This is a genomic window from Brachybacterium sp. EE-P12 (assembly GCF_003711805.1).
Lineage (GTDB): Bacteria > Actinomycetota > Actinomycetes > Actinomycetales > Dermabacteraceae > Brachybacterium.
This window is the reverse complement of the sequence record NZ_QXCP01000004.1, coordinates 220,996-236,548: the sequence shown is the minus strand read 5'-3', so window position 1 is coordinate 236,548 and position 15,553 is coordinate 220,996. Positions and strand designations below refer to the sequence as shown.

Annotated in this window: 14 protein-coding genes; 4 read left to right on the top strand and 10 right to left on the bottom strand. The window is 72.7% G+C overall.

Features of this window, described 5'->3' with window-relative positions; all coding sequences use genetic code 11:
* The first annotated feature begins 35 nt into the window (after window positions 1-35).
* Complete coding sequence (locus D1648_RS04205; RefSeq protein WP_122939563.1) at window positions 36-1,064, top strand: ornithine cyclodeaminase; 1,029 nt, start codon at window positions 36-38, stop codon at window positions 1,062-1,064.
* Window positions 1,065-1,100: 36 nt separating this feature from the next.
* Here D1648_RS04205 and D1648_RS04200 read toward each other — a convergent pair whose 3' ends face one another.
* From D1648_RS04200 to D1648_RS04165, 8 genes are all read right to left on the bottom strand, one after another.
* Window positions 1,101-2,990 (bottom strand): BCCT family transporter, encoded by a 1,890-nt coding sequence (locus D1648_RS04200; protein WP_241155351.1) that lies wholly within the window; start codon window positions 2,988-2,990, stop codon window positions 1,101-1,103.
* Window positions 2,991-3,160: 170 nt separating this feature from the next.
* On the bottom strand, window positions 3,161-4,462 hold the full coding sequence (locus D1648_RS04195) for a uracil-xanthine permease family protein (protein WP_122939562.1): 1,302 nt from the start codon (window positions 4,460-4,462) through the stop codon (window positions 3,161-3,163).
* Window positions 4,463-4,489: 27 nt separating this feature from the next.
* Window positions 4,490-6,166: a hypothetical protein gene (locus D1648_RS04190; protein WP_122939561.1), complete on the bottom strand. Its 1,677-nt coding sequence runs from the start codon at window positions 6,164-6,166 to the stop codon at window positions 4,490-4,492.
* A 132-nt stretch (window positions 6,167-6,298) separates the two neighbouring features.
* Window positions 6,299-6,964: a DUF6320 domain-containing protein gene (locus D1648_RS04185; RefSeq protein ID WP_122939560.1), complete on the bottom strand. Its 666-nt coding sequence runs from the start codon at window positions 6,962-6,964 to the stop codon at window positions 6,299-6,301.
* Window positions 6,961-8,382 carry an alcohol acetyltransferase gene (locus D1648_RS04180; RefSeq protein ID WP_122939559.1) on the bottom strand — a complete coding sequence of 474 codons (1,422 nt, stop codon included), beginning with the start codon at window positions 8,380-8,382 and terminating at the stop codon, window positions 6,961-6,963. The genes D1648_RS04185 and D1648_RS04180 overlap by 4 nt, the downstream gene beginning before the upstream one ends.
* Window positions 8,379-9,314 carry an alpha/beta hydrolase gene (locus D1648_RS04175; protein WP_122939558.1) on the bottom strand — a complete coding sequence of 312 codons (936 nt, stop codon included), beginning with the start codon at window positions 9,312-9,314 and terminating at the stop codon, window positions 8,379-8,381. The genes D1648_RS04180 and D1648_RS04175 overlap by 4 nt, the downstream gene beginning before the upstream one ends.
* A complete protein-coding gene (locus tag D1648_RS04170) occupies window positions 9,311-9,811 on the bottom strand; it encodes a flavin reductase family protein (RefSeq protein WP_122939557.1) in 501 nt (166 codons plus the stop codon). The genes D1648_RS04175 and D1648_RS04170 overlap by 4 nt, the downstream gene beginning before the upstream one ends.
* Window positions 9,808-10,227 carry a YccF domain-containing protein gene (locus tag D1648_RS04165; RefSeq protein WP_122939556.1) on the bottom strand — a complete coding sequence of 140 codons (420 nt, stop codon included), beginning with the start codon at window positions 10,225-10,227 and terminating at the stop codon, window positions 9,808-9,810. Before D1648_RS04165 ends, D1648_RS04170 begins: the two co-directional genes overlap by 4 nt.
* Before the next feature lie 80 nt (window positions 10,228-10,307).
* Between D1648_RS04165 and argS the strand changes: the two genes are divergently transcribed.
* Window positions 10,308-12,044, top strand: a complete 1,737-nt coding sequence (argS, locus tag D1648_RS04160) for an arginine--tRNA ligase (protein WP_122939555.1) — start codon at window positions 10,308-10,310, stop codon at window positions 12,042-12,044.
* 121 nt (window positions 12,045-12,165) lie between these two features.
* Window positions 12,166-12,873 (top strand): lysoplasmalogenase family protein, encoded by a 708-nt coding sequence (locus D1648_RS04155; protein ID WP_122939554.1) that lies wholly within the window; start codon window positions 12,166-12,168, stop codon window positions 12,871-12,873.
* Here D1648_RS04155 and D1648_RS04150 read toward each other — a convergent pair.
* Entirely contained in the window at window positions 12,860-13,780 is a 921-nt protein-coding gene (locus D1648_RS04150) for an alpha/beta hydrolase fold domain-containing protein (RefSeq protein ID WP_122939553.1), read from the bottom strand. The two genes, D1648_RS04155 and D1648_RS04150, sit on opposite strands and share 14 nt — an antisense overlap.
* Before the next feature lie 83 nt (window positions 13,781-13,863).
* Here D1648_RS04150 and mtnN point away from each other — a divergent pair, with 83 nt between their 5' ends.
* Window positions 13,864-14,586, top strand: coding sequence for a 5'-methylthioadenosine/S-adenosylhomocysteine nucleosidase (gene mtnN, locus D1648_RS04145; RefSeq protein ID WP_122939552.1), 723 nt, complete (start codon window positions 13,864-13,866; stop codon window positions 14,584-14,586).
* A 17-nt stretch (window positions 14,587-14,603) separates the two neighbouring features.
* Here the strand turns inward: mtnN and D1648_RS04140 are convergent, their stop codons facing one another.
* Window positions 14,604-15,545, bottom strand: coding sequence for a phosphoglycerate dehydrogenase (locus tag D1648_RS04140; RefSeq protein WP_122939551.1), 942 nt, complete (start codon window positions 15,543-15,545; stop codon window positions 14,604-14,606).
* Between the last annotated feature and the right edge of the window lie 8 nt (window positions 15,546-15,553).

Below are 15,553 nucleotides of genomic sequence, written 5' to 3'. Positions count from 1 at the left end.
CGGCGCGACGAGGCGCCGCCCGAGAGGAGAGGACCATGCCGCACCTGCTCGACGTCCCCGGGACCATCCGCTGGATCCGGCGCGACGGCACGGACAGCATCCTCGCCGGCCTCGTGAGATACCTCGAGTCCGACCTGCTGCGCTGGGAGGACTTCGAGAAGGTCCCGCGCCTGGCGAGCCACACCGCGCACGGCGTGATCGAGCTGATGCCGATCACCGACGGGGAGCTGTACTCGTTCAAGTACGTCAACGGCCACCCCCACAACCCCGCGCGCGGGCTGCAGACCGTCACGGCCTTCGGCGTGCTGGCCGACGTCGACAACGGCTACCCGATCCTCTTCGCCGAGATGACGCTGCTGACGGCGCTGCGCACCGCCGCGACCTCGGCGCTCGCCGCGCGGGAGCTCGCACGCCCCGGAGCCCGGGTCCACGCCCTGATCGGGGCGGGATCCCAGGCGGAGTTCCAGGCGCTCGCGATGCGGACGGTGCTGGGGATCGAGGAGCTGCGCGTCATGGACCTGGACGAGGCGGCGGTCGAGAAGGTGCGCCGCAATCTCGAGCCGCTCGGCTTCCGGATCCACGCGACGTCCACGGTCGACGAGGCGCTCGAGGGAGCCGACGTGATCACCACCTGCACTGCGGACAAGACCCGCGCCGCGGTGCTGCAGCGCGGCCAGGTGCGGCCCGGCGTGCACCTGAACGCGATCGGCGGGGACTGCCCGGGCAAGACCGAGCTGGACCCGGCGATCCTCGAGGACGCGCGGGTGGTGGTCGAGTACGAGCCGCAGACCCGCGTCGAGGGCGAGATCCAGCAGCTGCCCGCGGGCTTCGGGGTCACCGAGCTGTGGCAGATCCTGGCCGGGCAGGCCCCCGGGCGCACCTCCGAGACGGAGGTGACGGTGCTGGACTCCGTCGGCTTCGCGCTCGGGGACTTCTCCGCGCTGCGCTGCGCCCTCGACGCGACCGAGGGCACGGGCCTGCTGGGCTGGATCGACCTGATCGCCGACCCCGACGACCCGAAGGACCTCTTCTCCCTCGTCACGGACCGACGGCCGACGCCCTGAACGGGCGCCGGCCGTCGGCGGAGGGTGCGGGGAGGGTCAGTCCTCCGCGGGAGGCGCGCTCGGGGTGCCCGGCGTGCCCTCCACCCGCGTGCGGTGACCGCCGCGACCGATGCCCCCGCGCGTGCGGGAGAGGCGGTAGTCGATGCGGTCGTCGACGATCGAGGTGACCTCGTCGTTCGAGGGGTGCTTCCGGCTGAACTCCCCGGCGACGTGCGCCGTGACGCGGCTCAGGCGGTGCTGGCGCTCGTACTCGGAGAGCACGGCCCGGTCCAGGCTGAGCGCCTTCACCAGTGCCACGCACATCAGCAGCAGGATCACGCTGAACGGCAGGGCCGTCATCAGCGAACCGGCCTGCAGCGAGGTCAGACCGCCCGAGAGCAGCAGCGCCGCGGCGAGCACGCCCTCCAGCAGCGCCCACACCACGCGGGACCACATCGGCGGGTTCGGGTGCCCGCCCGAGGCGAGCATGTCCACCACCAGCGAACCGGAGTCGGAGGAGGTGATGAAGAAGACCGCGACCAGGATGATGCCGAGCACCGACAGCAGCTGGGTGGCGGGGAACTGCTCGAAGATGCGGAACATCGACTCCTCGGCGGTGATGTCACCGAGGTCGCCGCTGCCGAACCACTGGCGGAACAGGCCGTTGCCGCCCCAGATGGAGAACCAGATCATGCCCACGAGGGTGGGGACCAGCAGCACGCCGGCGACGAACTGACGCACGGTGCGGCCCTTGGAGATGCGGGCGATGAAGACGCCGACGAAGGGCGCCCAGGCGATCCACCAGCCCCAGTAGAACAGCGTGTTGCCGGCGAACCAGCTCTGCGCCTCCTCGGAACGGGAGTACGCGCCGACGTCGAGGGTCAGGTGGAAGACCTCGCTGAGGTAGATGCCGAGGGACTCCACGAAGTTCTGGAAGATGAACACGGTGGGCCCGAACAGCAGCGCCGCGACGGCGAGCAGGCCCGCGAGGGTCAGGTTGCCGTTGGAGAGCCACTTGATCCCCGCGCCGACGCCGCTGACCACGGAGAGGGTCGCGATGAAGGTGATGACGATGATCAGCACGACCAGGAAGTTCGTGGTGACCTCGTCGACCAGGCCGATGACCTGCATGCCGGCGGCGATCTGCTGGGCGCCGAGGCCCAGGGAGGTCGCGATGCCGAAGACGGTGCCGAAGATGGCCAGCACGTCGATGACGTCACCGATCCAGCCCTTCACCCGGTCGCCGAAGATCGGCTCGAGGGCCCAGCGGATCGAGACGGGGCGGCCGCGGCGGTGCATCGCGTAGGCGATGGCCAGGCCGATCACGGCGTAGGCGGCCCAGGGGTGCAGGCCCCAGTGCAGGAAGGTCTGCGCCATCGCCACGCCCGAAGCCTCGACGCCCTCGACGTCCCAGCCCGGCTTGGGGCTGCTGGTGGTGTAGCCGAGCGGCTCGGCGACGCCGTAGAACACCAGGCCCACGCCCATGCCGGCGGAGAACAGCATGGCGAACCAGGACATCAGCCCGAACTCGGGCTCGTCGTCGTCGCGGCCCAGCCGGATCGAGCCCCAGGAGGACAGCGCGACGATGATCGCGAAGGCGACGAAGATGCCGATGGCGAGCATGTAGAACCAGCCGACGTTCGCCACGATCCAGCTCTGGGAGTTCTCCATCACGGAGCCCGCGGTCTCCGGGAAGATGATCGACAGCACCGCGACGCCGAGCACCACGGCCATCGCGGGCCAGAAGACGGCCGGGGCGATGGTGCCCTTGCTGATGCGGGCGCCCTGGCGGCGCAGCTTCTCGGTGATCTCGTCGTCGGAGTCGCCGGTGGCGATCTGCTGGGACCTGGGGAGGTGGACGGTCCTGGGGAGATCCTCCGGCCACCCGATCTCCTCGGAGACCGGGGAGGCCTCTTCACGTGCCTGGGTCGTGCCCGGCGTGCTCATCTGGGTCCTTTCCTGTCGTATGCGTTGCCGCGTCCACTGTGCAGGAGATGTCAAGGATGCGCAGGTGCCGTGGAGACCGGGCACGTGCCGTCAGGAAGGACGTCGATGCAGGTCATCACCCGAGCGGGGAGGCTCTGCACGGATCGTCGACGGTCAGCGATTTCACATCCTCAGCGAGTCGGGGAGGGCGTCTCCGCCTCGGGCTCGCGAGCTTCGACGTCGGTGCCGGTCAGGCGGCCGAGCTGGCGCATGCCGTGGTGGATCACCAGCGCCGCGACGGTCCCGAGCGCGATGCCGGTGAAGGCGAAGCCGCCGATCTCCCAGTGCAGGTCCGCGATCGCGATGACGAGGGCGACGCCCGCGGTCATCTGGTTCACAGGTCGGGCGAAGTCGACCTTCCCGTCGATCCACATGCGGAAGCCGACGATCGCGATCAGGCCGTAGAGCACGAAGGTGACGCCGCCGAGCACGCCCGGGGGGATCGTGTTGATCAGCGCGCCGACCTTCGGGGACAGCGACAGCCCGATCGCGACGAGTCCCGCGACCCAGTACGCGGCGGTCGAGTAGACGCGGGTCGCGCTCATGACCCCGATGTTCTCGCCGTAGGTGGTGGTGGGCGAGCCGCCGAAGGTGGCCGAGAGCGCGGTCGCCGCGCCGTCGGCGAAGAGGGTGCGGCCCACCATGTGGTCGAGGTTCCGGCCGGTCATGGTGCCGACGCTGGTCACGTGGCCGACGTTCTCCGCCAGGAGCACCACGATCACGGGCAGGAAGATCGGCAGCAGCCCGAGCTGGAAGGTCGGGTGGTGGAACTCGGGGATCCCGAGCCACGCCGCCTCCTGCACCGGGGTGAAGTCCACCTCGCCCCGCGCCAGCGCGATGAGATAGCCGACGACCACGCCGACCAGCACGCTGACCCGGCCCAGCAGCCCGCGGAACAGGGCGGTGCACAGGATGATCGCGACGAGGGTCAGGGTCGCGGTGACGGGTGCCTGCGAGAAGTTGTCGTCATAGGTGGTGGGCACGAGGTTCAGGCCGATCAGGGCGACGATCGAGCCCATCACGACCGGGGGCATGAGCCGACCGATCCAGCCCGTCCCGATCCGCTGCACGAGCAGGCCCAGCAGTGCGAGCAGCACGCCGGTGACGAGCACGCCGCCGAGCGCGGCGCCCATGGAGTCCGCCTGGGTGGAGGCGGTGATCGGGGCGATGAAGGCGAAGGAGGAGCCGAGATAGCTGGGCACCCGGTTCCTCGTGATCACGAGGAACAGCAGGGTGCCGATCCCGGAGAAGAGCAGCGTGGTCGAGGGCGGGAAGCCCGTGATCACCGGGACCAGGAAGGTCGCGCCGAACATGGCGATGACGTGCTGGGCGCCGATGCCGAGGGTGAGAGGCCAGGCCAGCCGCTCCTCGGGCAGGACGATCGCGTCGGGGGCGACGGTGCGGCCGTCTCCGTGCAGGTTCCAGCGGAACATGGGTCTCCAGAGGTGGGGCGGGGCCGGTCAGCGGCGGGGGAAGGGCTTGCGCTCGGCGGTGGCCTCGGTGACGTCGGGGACGAGGTCCAGCAGCGAGACGCGGCCGTTGTCGCGGGCCCGGAAGTCGGCGAACATGCGGGTGATGTCCGGGGCGCCGAACTCGTCGCGGACGGGCGCGGGGACGGTGAGCATGAGCGCGGTCGCGATGCCGAGCACGAGCGCGACGCCGCCGGTGACCAGTCCCGCCCCGCTCGCGGTCGCGATGGAGTTCACGATGACGTCGAGGAAGCCGACGACGACGAGGACCAGCGAGGCGACGACGCCGCTGGCGCGGGCGCTGAGCGCGGGCCGGGACAGCAGCGCGGTGCGGCCGAACAGGGAGACGACGACGAAGCAGGCGCAGACCACGGCGTCGATGAGGTGGAGCACGGGGCCGCCGGCGACGGGGGCGGAGGTCGCCGCGAGCGCGATCAGCAGGTGCCACAGCACGGCGGCGGTGTGCATGAGGGCGCTGAGCTCGAGGGCGCGCACGGAGTACACGAGCCAGTCCGTGCGGCGGAAGGACAGCGGCATCGAGCGCACGAAGGAGCGGGAGATCATCAGCCCCAGCGCCGCGAAGAGGAAGGGCAGGTAGACGTAGCCGGTCGCGACGCTCGCCGGGGCCGCGAACTGCAGGCCGAGGCTGTTGTCGGCCAGTGCTCCGATCGCGAGCGCCGCGGCGACCGCGGTGGAGAAGACGTACCAGGAGCGGTCGCGGCGCAGCGCGGAGGCGAGGACCACGGCGAGCAGCAGCGCCGAGATCAGCGTGTTCGCGAAGGCGCCCAGGGAGAACGGCCAGCCCGTCGTGAACAGGCGGCCGACGATCATCACGAGGGCGAGCAGCAGGGCGGCGGCCGCAGCGATCCCCACCCCCAGCAGCACCTGGCGGGCGATGCGGCGGGCCCGCTCCTGCGGGAGATAGCCCTCATGGGCGCGGGGCTCGATGCCGAGGATCGCGCCGAGCAGCAGCAGCGGCACGCCCACGCCGATGCCGACGGGCGGGCCGTCCGGAAGCGGCGCGAAGAGCACGGGCAGGGACAGCACGAGGTCAGCGCCGAGGACGAGCACGGCGACCAGCAGGGCGGGGGCCATGCCCGCCATCCGCAGCACGCGCAGCGCCCGCAGCGGAGGGGACGCCGGGATCCAGCGCAGGGCGTGGACGGCGACGAGCGCGGCCAGCGCGAGGCCGATCGCGATCTTGCCCAGCAGGTCCAGCACCGGGCTGTGGGCGACGGTGAAGACCGTGGTCAGCGCCGCGGTGAGGCAGATCAGGGCGAGCACGTCGCGCAGCGCGTCGAACAGCCCCAGGTCCTTGAACCGCTCCGGGAGCTGGAAGCCCGCGATCGGGATCTCGTCGTCCTCCGCGTTCGGGGTGGTGCCGGAACGGGCGTAGGAGACGACCCGGGGGCGGGCGAGCGGGGCGACCACGTCCTCGCCGCCGCCGTCCGGCGCCTCCGCTGCGTCGTCCTCGATCGCGGGGATCGCGCCGGTGGCGGTGTCGGGCGGGAGGGCGGGGCCGTTCTCGCGGCGGGCGAGCAGCGGAGCCGCGTAGCGGTCGAACTCCTCCCGGCTCGGCAGGCGGTCGGTGGGGAGGCTGTGGGGGTCGTCGATCGCGAAGATCCAGTCGGCGTCCTGGGTCTCGTCCTCGCGCGGGTCCCTGTCCATCGACCTTCTCTCCCTGCCGTCCGTCGCCCCTGGGCTTCCACGGGCACATGCGTTCTCGTGAATCCTAAGGAGCGCGGGGCCGCAGCGGCCGTCGGCGCGCCGTCGGGGTCGCGAGCGACCTCGAGAGCTCCGCTACAGATGCAGGCGCTTGGCCAGCTCGTGCCGCACCGCTCCGCCGCGCACCGTCAGCAGCAGCACGATCGCGGCCGCGCTCAGCCCGCCGCAGATCGCCGAGGGGATCACGGTGCCCACCCAGCCCAGCGCCAGGAACACGAGCGGGGTGAGCCCCAGCAGCACCGTCAGCCCGCTGTAGACGACGTGGTCTCCCACCTGCATCCGCACCACGCGCACCGTGATCACCAGGCCCACGATCGAGGCGGCGCACAGGATCGGCACCACGTAGGTCAGCGACCACGCGTCCCAGCCGGTGAGATAGTCCCAGTACACGCACACCCCGCCGGCGAGCGCGACGAGGTAGACGATGAACTTCGCGAGGTTGCGGCGCTTGACGATCGCCACCAGCACCACGAGCCAGGTCGCCACGACGCCCAGCCACACGGTGCGCAGCGCGCCGATGCCCTGCTGGTCGGGACGGAACAGCAGCTGGGCGAGGAAGGACAGCGCGATCACCGCGAGCGAGGTCAGCGCGAGCACCCGCAGCACCCGGCGACGGGTGAAGCGCAGCGGCACGGCCGGGTAGGGGCTGGGCACGCTGCGGCCCTCGAGCGCGCTCCCGCACAGGGGGCAGCGGGTCCATCCGCCCTCGACGTCGACGGTGCAGTCCGGGCATCTCCTCATCGGCCCACCTCCGCGAGCTCCGCCTCGGTGGTCCGCGGTGCGGCCAGGGACACCTCGATCCCGGCCTCGGCGAGGATCCGCGCGAACTCGCGCACGTGCGCGGTCTCCACGTAGGGCGAGGTGAAGGAGATCGTGAGCAGCCCGGCGTGGGAGATGGCGCAGAACTGGGGCCGTGCCGCGGAGACGTGGAAGAACATCCGGCCGACATGCGGCGCGGCAGCCTCGGGCAGCGTCACCCGGCCGAGGTTGGAGATCGCGACGGTGAGCGATCGGTTGTTCGCCCGGTTCGCGAGCCCCAGCAGCAGGTCCTTGAGCGGGCGGGGCACGATCCGGGCCAGCGGCGAGCGCTCCACCCGGATCAGCCGGCGCAGCTTGTCCTCGAGCGCGTCGGGGGTGGCCTCCGCGCCGAAGGCCTCCTGCAGGTCGCGGGCGACCTCGCCGAGGCCGTCCCCGCCCCGGCCGTAGGTGTGGGAGACGGTGATGGTGGCGAAGAAGTTCCGGGCCGAGGCGGAGGGGAAGAACTGGCGCAGGTTCACCGGCACCGAGGCGGCGAGGGTCCGGGTGCCGGCGGGCGCCTCCTCCAGGGCCCCGGTGCGGCGGATCGCCTCGAAGAACATGGCGGTGAGGTACATCGACATGGCCGTCCCCTCCGCCTTCGCGAACGCGATGACGGGGGCGGCCGGCATCGTGAGCTCGAGGAGCCGGGTGCGGTGGTCCGGGGTGCGGGTCCCGCGCAGATGCAGCACCCGTCCGGGGGCGGGCGGGGCAGGCTCCGGGGCGGGCTCGGCCTCGGGAGGCTCGGCGATCTCGGGCTCCTCCTCCTCGAGCCGCAGCACCGCGGATTCCGCCTCGCGGCTGAACTCCTCCTCGTGCACGGCCCGTTCCTGCCGGCTGCGGCGCCGGAAATGCTGCGCGAAGGAGTCGGTGGTCAGCTCGTGGACCTCGGGCTCGGACCGCTCGTCGACGGCGGCCTCGCCCCCGCCGCAGCGCCGTCGGCAGTAGTCCTCCAGCAGGGCGCTGAGGAACCACAGCGCACCGGTGCCGTCGGACAGGGCGTGGAAGACCTCGAGGCTCACGCGCCGACGGTGGTGGACCACGCGGAACAGCAGCGTGCGGCGGTCGGCCTGGTAGATCGGGGCGCAGCTGTGCTCCGTCTCGGGCTCGACCACGGGGCGCAGGTCGCTGTCCTGGAGGTAGTACCAGAACACGCCGCGGCGCAGCACCGCGTGATAGAGCGGGAAGCGCTCGAAGGTCGCGTCCAGCGCCTCCTGGAGCAGCACCGGATCGACCTCGTGATCGAGCTCGGCGCCCATGCGGAACACCTTCGTGTCCACGTCGCTGCGTGCGGCGAGGAAGATGTTCGAGGCGTTGTCCAGCCGCACCCAGCGTCGCCGGCGCGTCGGCGGCCGCAGCCTCACGGCCCCTGCTCCAGGAACTCGTCGATGACCGCGTACGCCTCCTTCAGGGGGCGGGCGAAGCGGGGCAGGGTGATCACGCCGTGCAGCGCCTCCTCGAGGCGGTGGATCCGCACCCGGTTCCCGGCCTCGGCGAGGGCCCGCCCGTAGGCCTCCCCCTCGTCGCAGAGCAGGTCCAGCCCGGCGCTGAGCACGAGCGTGTCGGGCTGGCCGGCGAGGTCCTCTGCCATCAGCGGGGCGACCAGCCGGCTGCTTCGCAGCGCGGGGTCGGGGACGTACAGCTCGAGATAGTCCTGCACCTCGGTGCTGGTCAGCCGGTAGCGGTCCCCGAGCCGGCGCACGGACTCGAAGGGCGAGGTCGCCGGGTCGTGATCCCAGTGCGTGACGGGATAGAGCAGGATCTGGCGGGAGGGGACGCGGTGCCCGCTCTCGCGCAGCAGCAGCGAGACGGCCGCGGCGAGGTTCCCGCCGGCGGAGTCGCCCACCAGCACGATCCGCTCCGGGTCCTCGAGCCCGGCGCGAACCGGGTCCTCGAGCAGGCCCCGGGCGACGCCGTAGCAGTCCTCGAGACCGGCGGGGAAAGGATGCTCGGGGGCGAGGCGGTAGTCGACGGAGGCGACGCGACAGCCGGTGAGGTCCGCCATCGTGGCACAGGCGGGGGTGTAGCTCTCGATGTCGCCGGTAACCCAGCCGCCGCCGTGGAAGAACAGCAGCAGGTCCTCGCGGCGGCGCTGCTCGGGGGTGAACACCCGCACCGGCACCCGGTGGCCGTCGGGCGCGTCGGAGAAGGTGTCCCAGGTGGGCGTGCGGTAGCGGGTCGGGGGCAGGGCGGCCAGGCGCCGCTGGAGGGCGCGCACGCGCTGGTAGTCCTCACGCACGTCGAAGCGGCCGGCCCGGGCGACGGTCCGCAGTGCGAGGCGCAGCAGCGCGTTCACGCGCGCAGCTCCCGCTTCTCGCCCGCGAACCGGATCGCCGGTCCCGCGTCCGCGCTCCCCTGCCCCATCTCGACGACAGGGCCGATCAGGAGCCGATGGGTCGCCGCGTCCACGCCCTGGGTGATGCGGAGGGCGAAGTGGGCGAGGGCGCCGGGCAGGATCGCGTCCCCGTCGCCGGTGCGTCCCGCCTCGATCCCGGAGAGCATCCCCTGCAGCGGCGCGCCCGGGGTGCCGAAGCGGTCGGCGAGATGCTGCTGGTCCTCGGCGAGCAGGCTCAGGCAGCAGTGACCGGCCTCCTCGACCGCCTCGGCGGCACGGGAGAGCCCGTACAGGGCGATCCCCATCGTCGGCGGGTCGTAGGAGATGTCCAGATAGGAGTCGACGGTCACCAGCAGGTCGTGGGGTCCCACCCGGGTGCTGACCACGGCGAGGCCCACGGCGAGCAGGTCGCTGAGGCGCCGGTACTCCGTCTCGTCGACGGCCGGGAGGGCGTTCACCGCGCGGTGGGGAGCATGCGGGCGCGGGCCGAGTCCGCGTCGAGGATCTCCTTGCCGAAGGGGAAGCAGGTCACGGGGATCAGCTTGATGTTCGCCCAGGCGAGGGGCAGGCCGATGATCGTCACGGCCTGCGCGAGGGCGGTGACGACATGGCCGAGCGCGAGCCACCAGCCGGCGATCACGAACCAGATCACGTTGCCGATCGCGCCGACCGCGCCGCCGCGCCCGGTGTCCACGACCTCGCGGCCGAAGGGCCAGATCACGAAGCCGGCGATGCGGAAGGAGGCGAGGCCGAAGGGGATCGTGACGATGAGCACGCAGGCCAGGAGGCCGGCGAGCAGATAGCCGAGGAACAGGGACCAGCCGGCGGTCAGCAGCCAGATGATGTTCAGGACCAGGCTCAGGAGGGAACGCATGCGCCCAGGGTAGGCACCGTGCCCGTCCGCGGCCAGGGGGCTGTCCCCCGGCCGTGCGGCGCGCCCACTACCCTGGGCGCATGCCTGCTCCCGAGATCGTGCTGACCCAGCGCTTCCAGTCCGCCTTCGCCGCCGCCTTCGGGCCCGAGCACGCGGAGGCCGACCCGATCATCCGCCCCTCCCAGTTCGCGGACTTCCAGTGCAACGCCGCGATGGGGCTCGCCAAGCGCCTGGGCCGCAAGCCCCGCGACATCGCCGCGGACATCCTCGCCCATGTGGAGCTCTCCGACATCGCGGAGGAACCTCAGATCGCGGGACCGGGCTTCCTGAACATCCGCCTGCGCACCGACTGGGTCGCCGCGCAGGCCGCCGAGCTCGCCGCCGATCCGCGACTCGGCGCCCCCGTCCCCGAGCGCGCCGAGACCGTGGTGGTCGACTACTCCGCGCCGAACGTCGCCAAGGAGATGCACGTCGGCCATCTGCGCACCACGGTCGTCGGCGACTCGATCGTGCGCACGCTCGAGAAGCTCGGCCACGCCGTCGTGCGCCAGAACCACATCGGCGACTGGGGCACCCCCTTCGGCATGCTCATCGAGCACCTCCTCGAGGTGGGCGAGGACGGCCCCGAGGCGGAGCTGCTCAAGACGGACCCCAACGCGTTCTACCAGGCGGCCCGCGCGAAGTTCGACGGGGGCGGGGACTTCGCCGAGCGCGCCCGGCGGCGCGTGGCGACCCTGCAGTCCGGGGACGCGGAGTCGCTGCGCATCTGGACGAACCTCGTGGACCTGTCCAAGCAGTACTTCCACCGCATCTACGACATGCTCGACGTGACGCTCACCGATGAGCACCTCGCCGGGGAGTCCACCTACAACGACCAGCTCGAGAGCGTGTGCGAGGACCTCGAGGCCGACGGCATCGCCCGGATCTCCGACGGCGCGCTGTGCGTCTTCCCCGAGGGCTTCACGGGCCGGGACGAGCAGCCGCTCCCGCTGATCATCCGCAAGTCCGACGGCGGCTACGGCTACGCCACCACGGACCTCGCCGCGATCCGGCACCGGGTGCGCGACCTCGGCGCGGACCGCATCGCGTATGTCGTCGGCACCGCGCAGGAGCTCCACTTCCGCATGGTGTTCACCACCGCGAGCGAGGCCGGCTGGCTGCCGGAGAGCGTCGAGCCGACGCATGTGAAGATCGGCTCCGTCCTCGGCGAGGACGGGAAGATCCTGCGCACCCGCTCCGGCGCTTCGCTGCGGCTCATGGCCCTGCTCGAGGAGGCCGTGGCCACGGCCCGCACCGTCATCGACGAGCTGCGCCCCGACCTGCCCGAGGCGGAGCGGGAGCAGATCGCGCACGACATCGGCATCGGGGGCGTGAAGTACGCCGACCTCTCCACCGCGCACGACTCCGACTACACCTTCGACCTCGACCGGATGCTCGCGCTGACCGGCAACACCGCCCCCTACCTGCAGTACGCGGTGGCGCGGATCCGCTCGATCGGCCGCCGCGCCGCCGCCGAGGGCGTCACCGCCGCCGAGGCGCCGCTGGTCGCGAACGACGCGGAGCGGGCGCTGGCCCTGCAGCTGCTCGAGTTCGGGCCGACGCTCGCCGCCGTCGGCGCCGAGTACGAGCCGCACCGCCTGTGCGCCTATCTCTTCTCCCTCGCGCAGGCGTTCACCGCCTTCTACGACGCCTCCCCCATCCTCAAGGAGGCCGACGCCGAGGTGCGGGCCGGCCGGCTCGCCCTCGCCGAGCTCACCGAGCGGGTGCTGGTGGAGGGTCTGGACGCGCTCGGGGTGAACGCTCCGCAGCAGATGTGAGGCGGCATTCCGGACAACTTCCCCAGGCCGTGACCGAACCGTGTCCGCCGTTACCCAAACGTGCCCCGGACGGGCGGCCGATCCCTGGTCGCGGCGGCGATCGGCTTCCTACGCTGGGACGGTGTCCACGATCCGCTCGGCCCACCGCGCGCTGTGGGGGGTCTATGCGCTCCTCGCGGTGACGCATCTCGGTGCGCTGCTGGGGGACGGGGAGATGCTCGCCCGCCTCACCCAGCCGCTGTTCGCGCCGGTGCTGATCGCGGTGCTGCTGACCGCGGCCCCGCACCTCTCCCGCGCGACCGTGCTCATGCTCGGCGGACTGGCCTGCGCCTGGCTCGGGGACAGCATCGGGCAGCTGCCCGTGCCGGGCGGGGAGATGCTCGCGATCCTCTGCTTCCTCGGGGCCCTGCTGTGCTACTCGGCAGTGCTGGCACCGCTGTGGACCCGTTCCCGCGACCCGATGCGGATCGCGCTGGCGATCCCCTACGCGGGCGTGGTGATCGGCCTGTTCGTCGCGTGCGCCGACGGGGCCGGGACGCTGCTGCCCGTGGTCGCCGCCTATGCGGTGGCGCTCGCGACGATGGCCTTCCTCTCGGCCGGCGGGAACAGCCTGACCTGGACCGGCGGCACGCTGTTCCTGCTGTCCAGCTCGCTGCTGGGCATGGACTGGTTCCTGCCCGGGGCGTCGATCGCCTTCAGCACCGAGCTGGTGATGCTGACCTATCTCGTCGGCCACTCCCTGCTGATCGCAGGCCTGATCCGCACGTTGCCGCAGCGCCGCTGGGCCGTCGAGTCCCCGGGCGCGGCACTGGTCATCATCGAGAGCTGAGCGCGCCGGCGATCATCTCGGACTGCTCGCGGTGGAGACGCTCGATGTCCTCGCCCTTGCGGGGCAGCAGCTGCAGGCCGAGGCGCCCGCCGATCTCCCGGTAGGACAGCTCCGCGCCGTGCTCCTCGAGCTGGAGGCGCGCGACCCGGGCGTCGGAGGCGAACAGGTCCTTCTGGCCGACGCTGAGGTGCAGCGGCGGCAGTCCCTCCAGGCCCCGGTTGATCGGCGAGAGGTCCGGATCGTCCAGCGGCGTCCGCCCGGCGTAGCGACGTGCCGCATCGCGCAGCAGGCGCCGCTCGTGCACCGGATCGCTCTGATCGGTCTCGGACATCCCGGCCGTGGAGAGCTCGAGGTCCAGCCACGGGGACATGACCACGATCGCGGCCGGGGCGGGGACCGGAGCGGCATCCTGCCCCTCGGCGGCGCGATCGGCCAGGCGCCGGGCGACGACCACGGCGAGCCCGCCGCCGGAGTGCTGACCGCTGAGCACCCACGGGCCCCCGCCCAGCCGGCCGTCCTGCGCGAGGGCGTCGAGCACCGCCTCGACGTCGTCCCGGGCCACGGGGTGCTGGTGGTCGGGGGCGTTGCGGTAGTCGACCATGAGGCCGGCGCAGTCCTGCGCCTCGACCTGACGGGACAGCCAGGACCAGTCGCTGGTGAAGGGGCCGGAGACGTAGGCCCCGCCGTGCAGGTGGATGATCAGGCCGTTGCCGAGGTGGTGGCGGTCCAGCCAGACCGTGCGGGTGCGGCCGATCATCTCGGCCTCGACGGCGTGCGACTTCAGCACGTGCGAGGGCGGCTGCGGGGAGCGGGCCTCGCGCAGCGCCTGATGGGTCAGGGCCGAGGGGATCGGGATCCTCGCGGCCGCGCGCGCCCCCGTCACCACGGCGTCTCGGATGCGACCCATCGCTTGCCTCCTGTCCGCGGCCGCTGGGGCCGCCTCGCTGCCGGTCCGCCCAGCCTAACGAACGGCGCCGGTACGCTTCGACCATGCCCGACACCTCTGCCGCTCCCCTGCTCGTCCTCGTCGCGATGGAGGAGGAGGCCGCGCCGCTGACCTCCCGTCTCACCGATCCCGACGTGCTCGCCACGCCCTTCGCCGCCGGGGTCTCCGCGGTGCGCGGCCGGCTCGCGGGGGTCGAGACGGTCGTGGTCACCACCGGGATCGGCGTGGCCGCCGCGACCGCCGCCGCGACCTGGGGGATCCTGACCCTCTCCCCCGGCCTCGTGGTCGCCGCCGGCTCCTGCGGCGGGCTCGCGGCCGACGTCGAGGTGGGCACCGTGATCGTCGGTGAGTCCTTCGCCTGGTCGATCGCGGACGCGACCGCCTTCGGCTACGCCCCCGGGCAGCTGCCCGGCGGTCCCGAGCGGATCGTGGCGGAGAAGGCCTGGACCGACCGTGCCGAGCGGGCCGCGCGCCGCGACCCCGCCGCGGCGGTGCGGCGCGGGCTCATGCTCTCCGGCGACGCCTTCGTCACCGCCCCGCTGGCCGACCCGATGCGCGAGCGGTTCCCCGGCGCGCTCAGCACCGACATGGAGACCGCTGCGAGCGCCCGGACGGCCGAGGCGCTCGGCATGCCCTTCGTGGCGCTGCGCGCCGTCTCGGACCTGTGCGGACCGGCCGCCGGTCAGCAGTTCCACCTCGAGCTCGACGTGGTCGCCGAGACCTCCGCCCGCGCGGTCGAGGCGCTCGCCGCGGACCTCGCGGGCTGAGCGGGCCGGTCCGTCCCTCAGCGCGCCGCGGGATGCAGCATCTCGCCCCCGTCGACGAGGGCGCGCAGGTTGCGGGCGATGCGCTCATCGGCGCCGACGGGGCGTCCGCCCGCGCCGTGCGGGGTGATCAGCAGGCGGGGTGCGTCCCACAGCGGATCCTCGGCCGGAAGCGGCTCGGGGTCGGTGACGTCGATCCCCGCCGCGCCCAGGGTGCCCGCCTCGAGCGCCGCGCGCAGGGCGGCCTGATCCACGGTGGCGCCGCGGCCGACGTTGACGAGGATCGCGTGGTCCGGGAGCGCGGCGAGGACCTCGGACCCGACGATCCCGGCGGTCTGCTCGGTGGCGGGCAGGATGTTCACCAGCACGTCGGTCTCCGGGAGGGCGGCGAGCACGTCCGCCTCGGCGATCACCTCGACGCCGGCGCGGGTGCCGGCGGTGCGGGCGGCGCCGCGCACGTGCGCGCCGAGGCCCTGCAGCATCGGGGCGAGGGTCTGCCCGATGCTGCCGAAGCCCCAGATCAGCACCCGTGCGTCCAGCAGCGTGGTGAGCCGGCCCTCGGGGTGCAGGGGCTGCAGGCCGCCGAGCTCGCCGGACCATTCGTGGCGCTCCTGCGCCTCGCGGCTCTCGGGCAGGCGCCGCACCAGGGCGAGCAGCAGCGCGAGCGCGTGCTCGCTGACGGTCCGCGAGTGCAGGCCCGCGCCGGTGGTGACGACGACGTCCTCGCCGAAGCCCGCGGCGAGGATCCCCTCGACCCCGGCGGCGAGGGACTGGACCAGCCGGAGCCCGCCCAGGTGCTGCGCGGCGGATTCCAGGTGTCGGCGGGAGGAGCCCCAGACCACGAGCGCGGCCGCGTCGTGATGGGCGGCGGGGATCTCCTCGCGGGCGTCGACGACGACGGCCTCCCAGCCCTCGGGCAGCGTCGGGTCCAGCGGCATGGTGTCAGGAAGCAGGATCTTCATGCCCCCCA

Bases quoted from the DNA above. Each gene is read 5' to 3' on its own strand.
- D1648_RS04205 (WP_122939563.1), top strand. From the start codon at position 36: ATGCCGCACCTGCTCGACGTCCCCGGGACCATCCGCTGGATCCGGCGC.
- D1648_RS04200 (WP_241155351.1), bottom strand. From the start codon at position 2,990: ATGAGCACGCCGGGCACGACCCAGGCACGTGAAGAGGCCTCCCCGGTC.
- D1648_RS04195 (WP_122939562.1), bottom strand. From the start codon at position 4,462: ATGTTCCGCTGGAACCTGCACGGAGACGGCCGCACCGTCGCCCCCGAC.
- D1648_RS04190 (WP_122939561.1), bottom strand. From the start codon at position 6,166: ATGGACAGGGACCCGCGCGAGGACGAGACCCAGGACGCCGACTGGATC.
- D1648_RS04185 (WP_122939560.1), bottom strand. From the start codon at position 6,964: ATGAGGAGATGCCCGGACTGCACCGTCGACGTCGAGGGCGGATGGACC.
- D1648_RS04165 (WP_122939556.1), bottom strand. From the start codon at position 10,227: ATGCGTTCCCTCCTGAGCCTGGTCCTGAACATCATCTGGCTGCTGACC.
- argS (WP_122939555.1), top strand. From the start codon at position 10,308: ATGCCTGCTCCCGAGATCGTGCTGACCCAGCGCTTCCAGTCCGCCTTC.
- D1648_RS04150 (WP_122939553.1), bottom strand. From the start codon at position 13,780: ATGGGTCGCATCCGAGACGCCGTGGTGACGGGGGCGCGCGCGGCCGCG.
- mtnN (WP_122939552.1), top strand. From the start codon at position 13,864: ATGCCCGACACCTCTGCCGCTCCCCTGCTCGTCCTCGTCGCGATGGAG.
- D1648_RS04140 (WP_122939551.1), bottom strand. From the start codon at position 15,545: ATGAAGATCCTGCTTCCTGACACCATGCCGCTGGACCCGACGCTGCCC.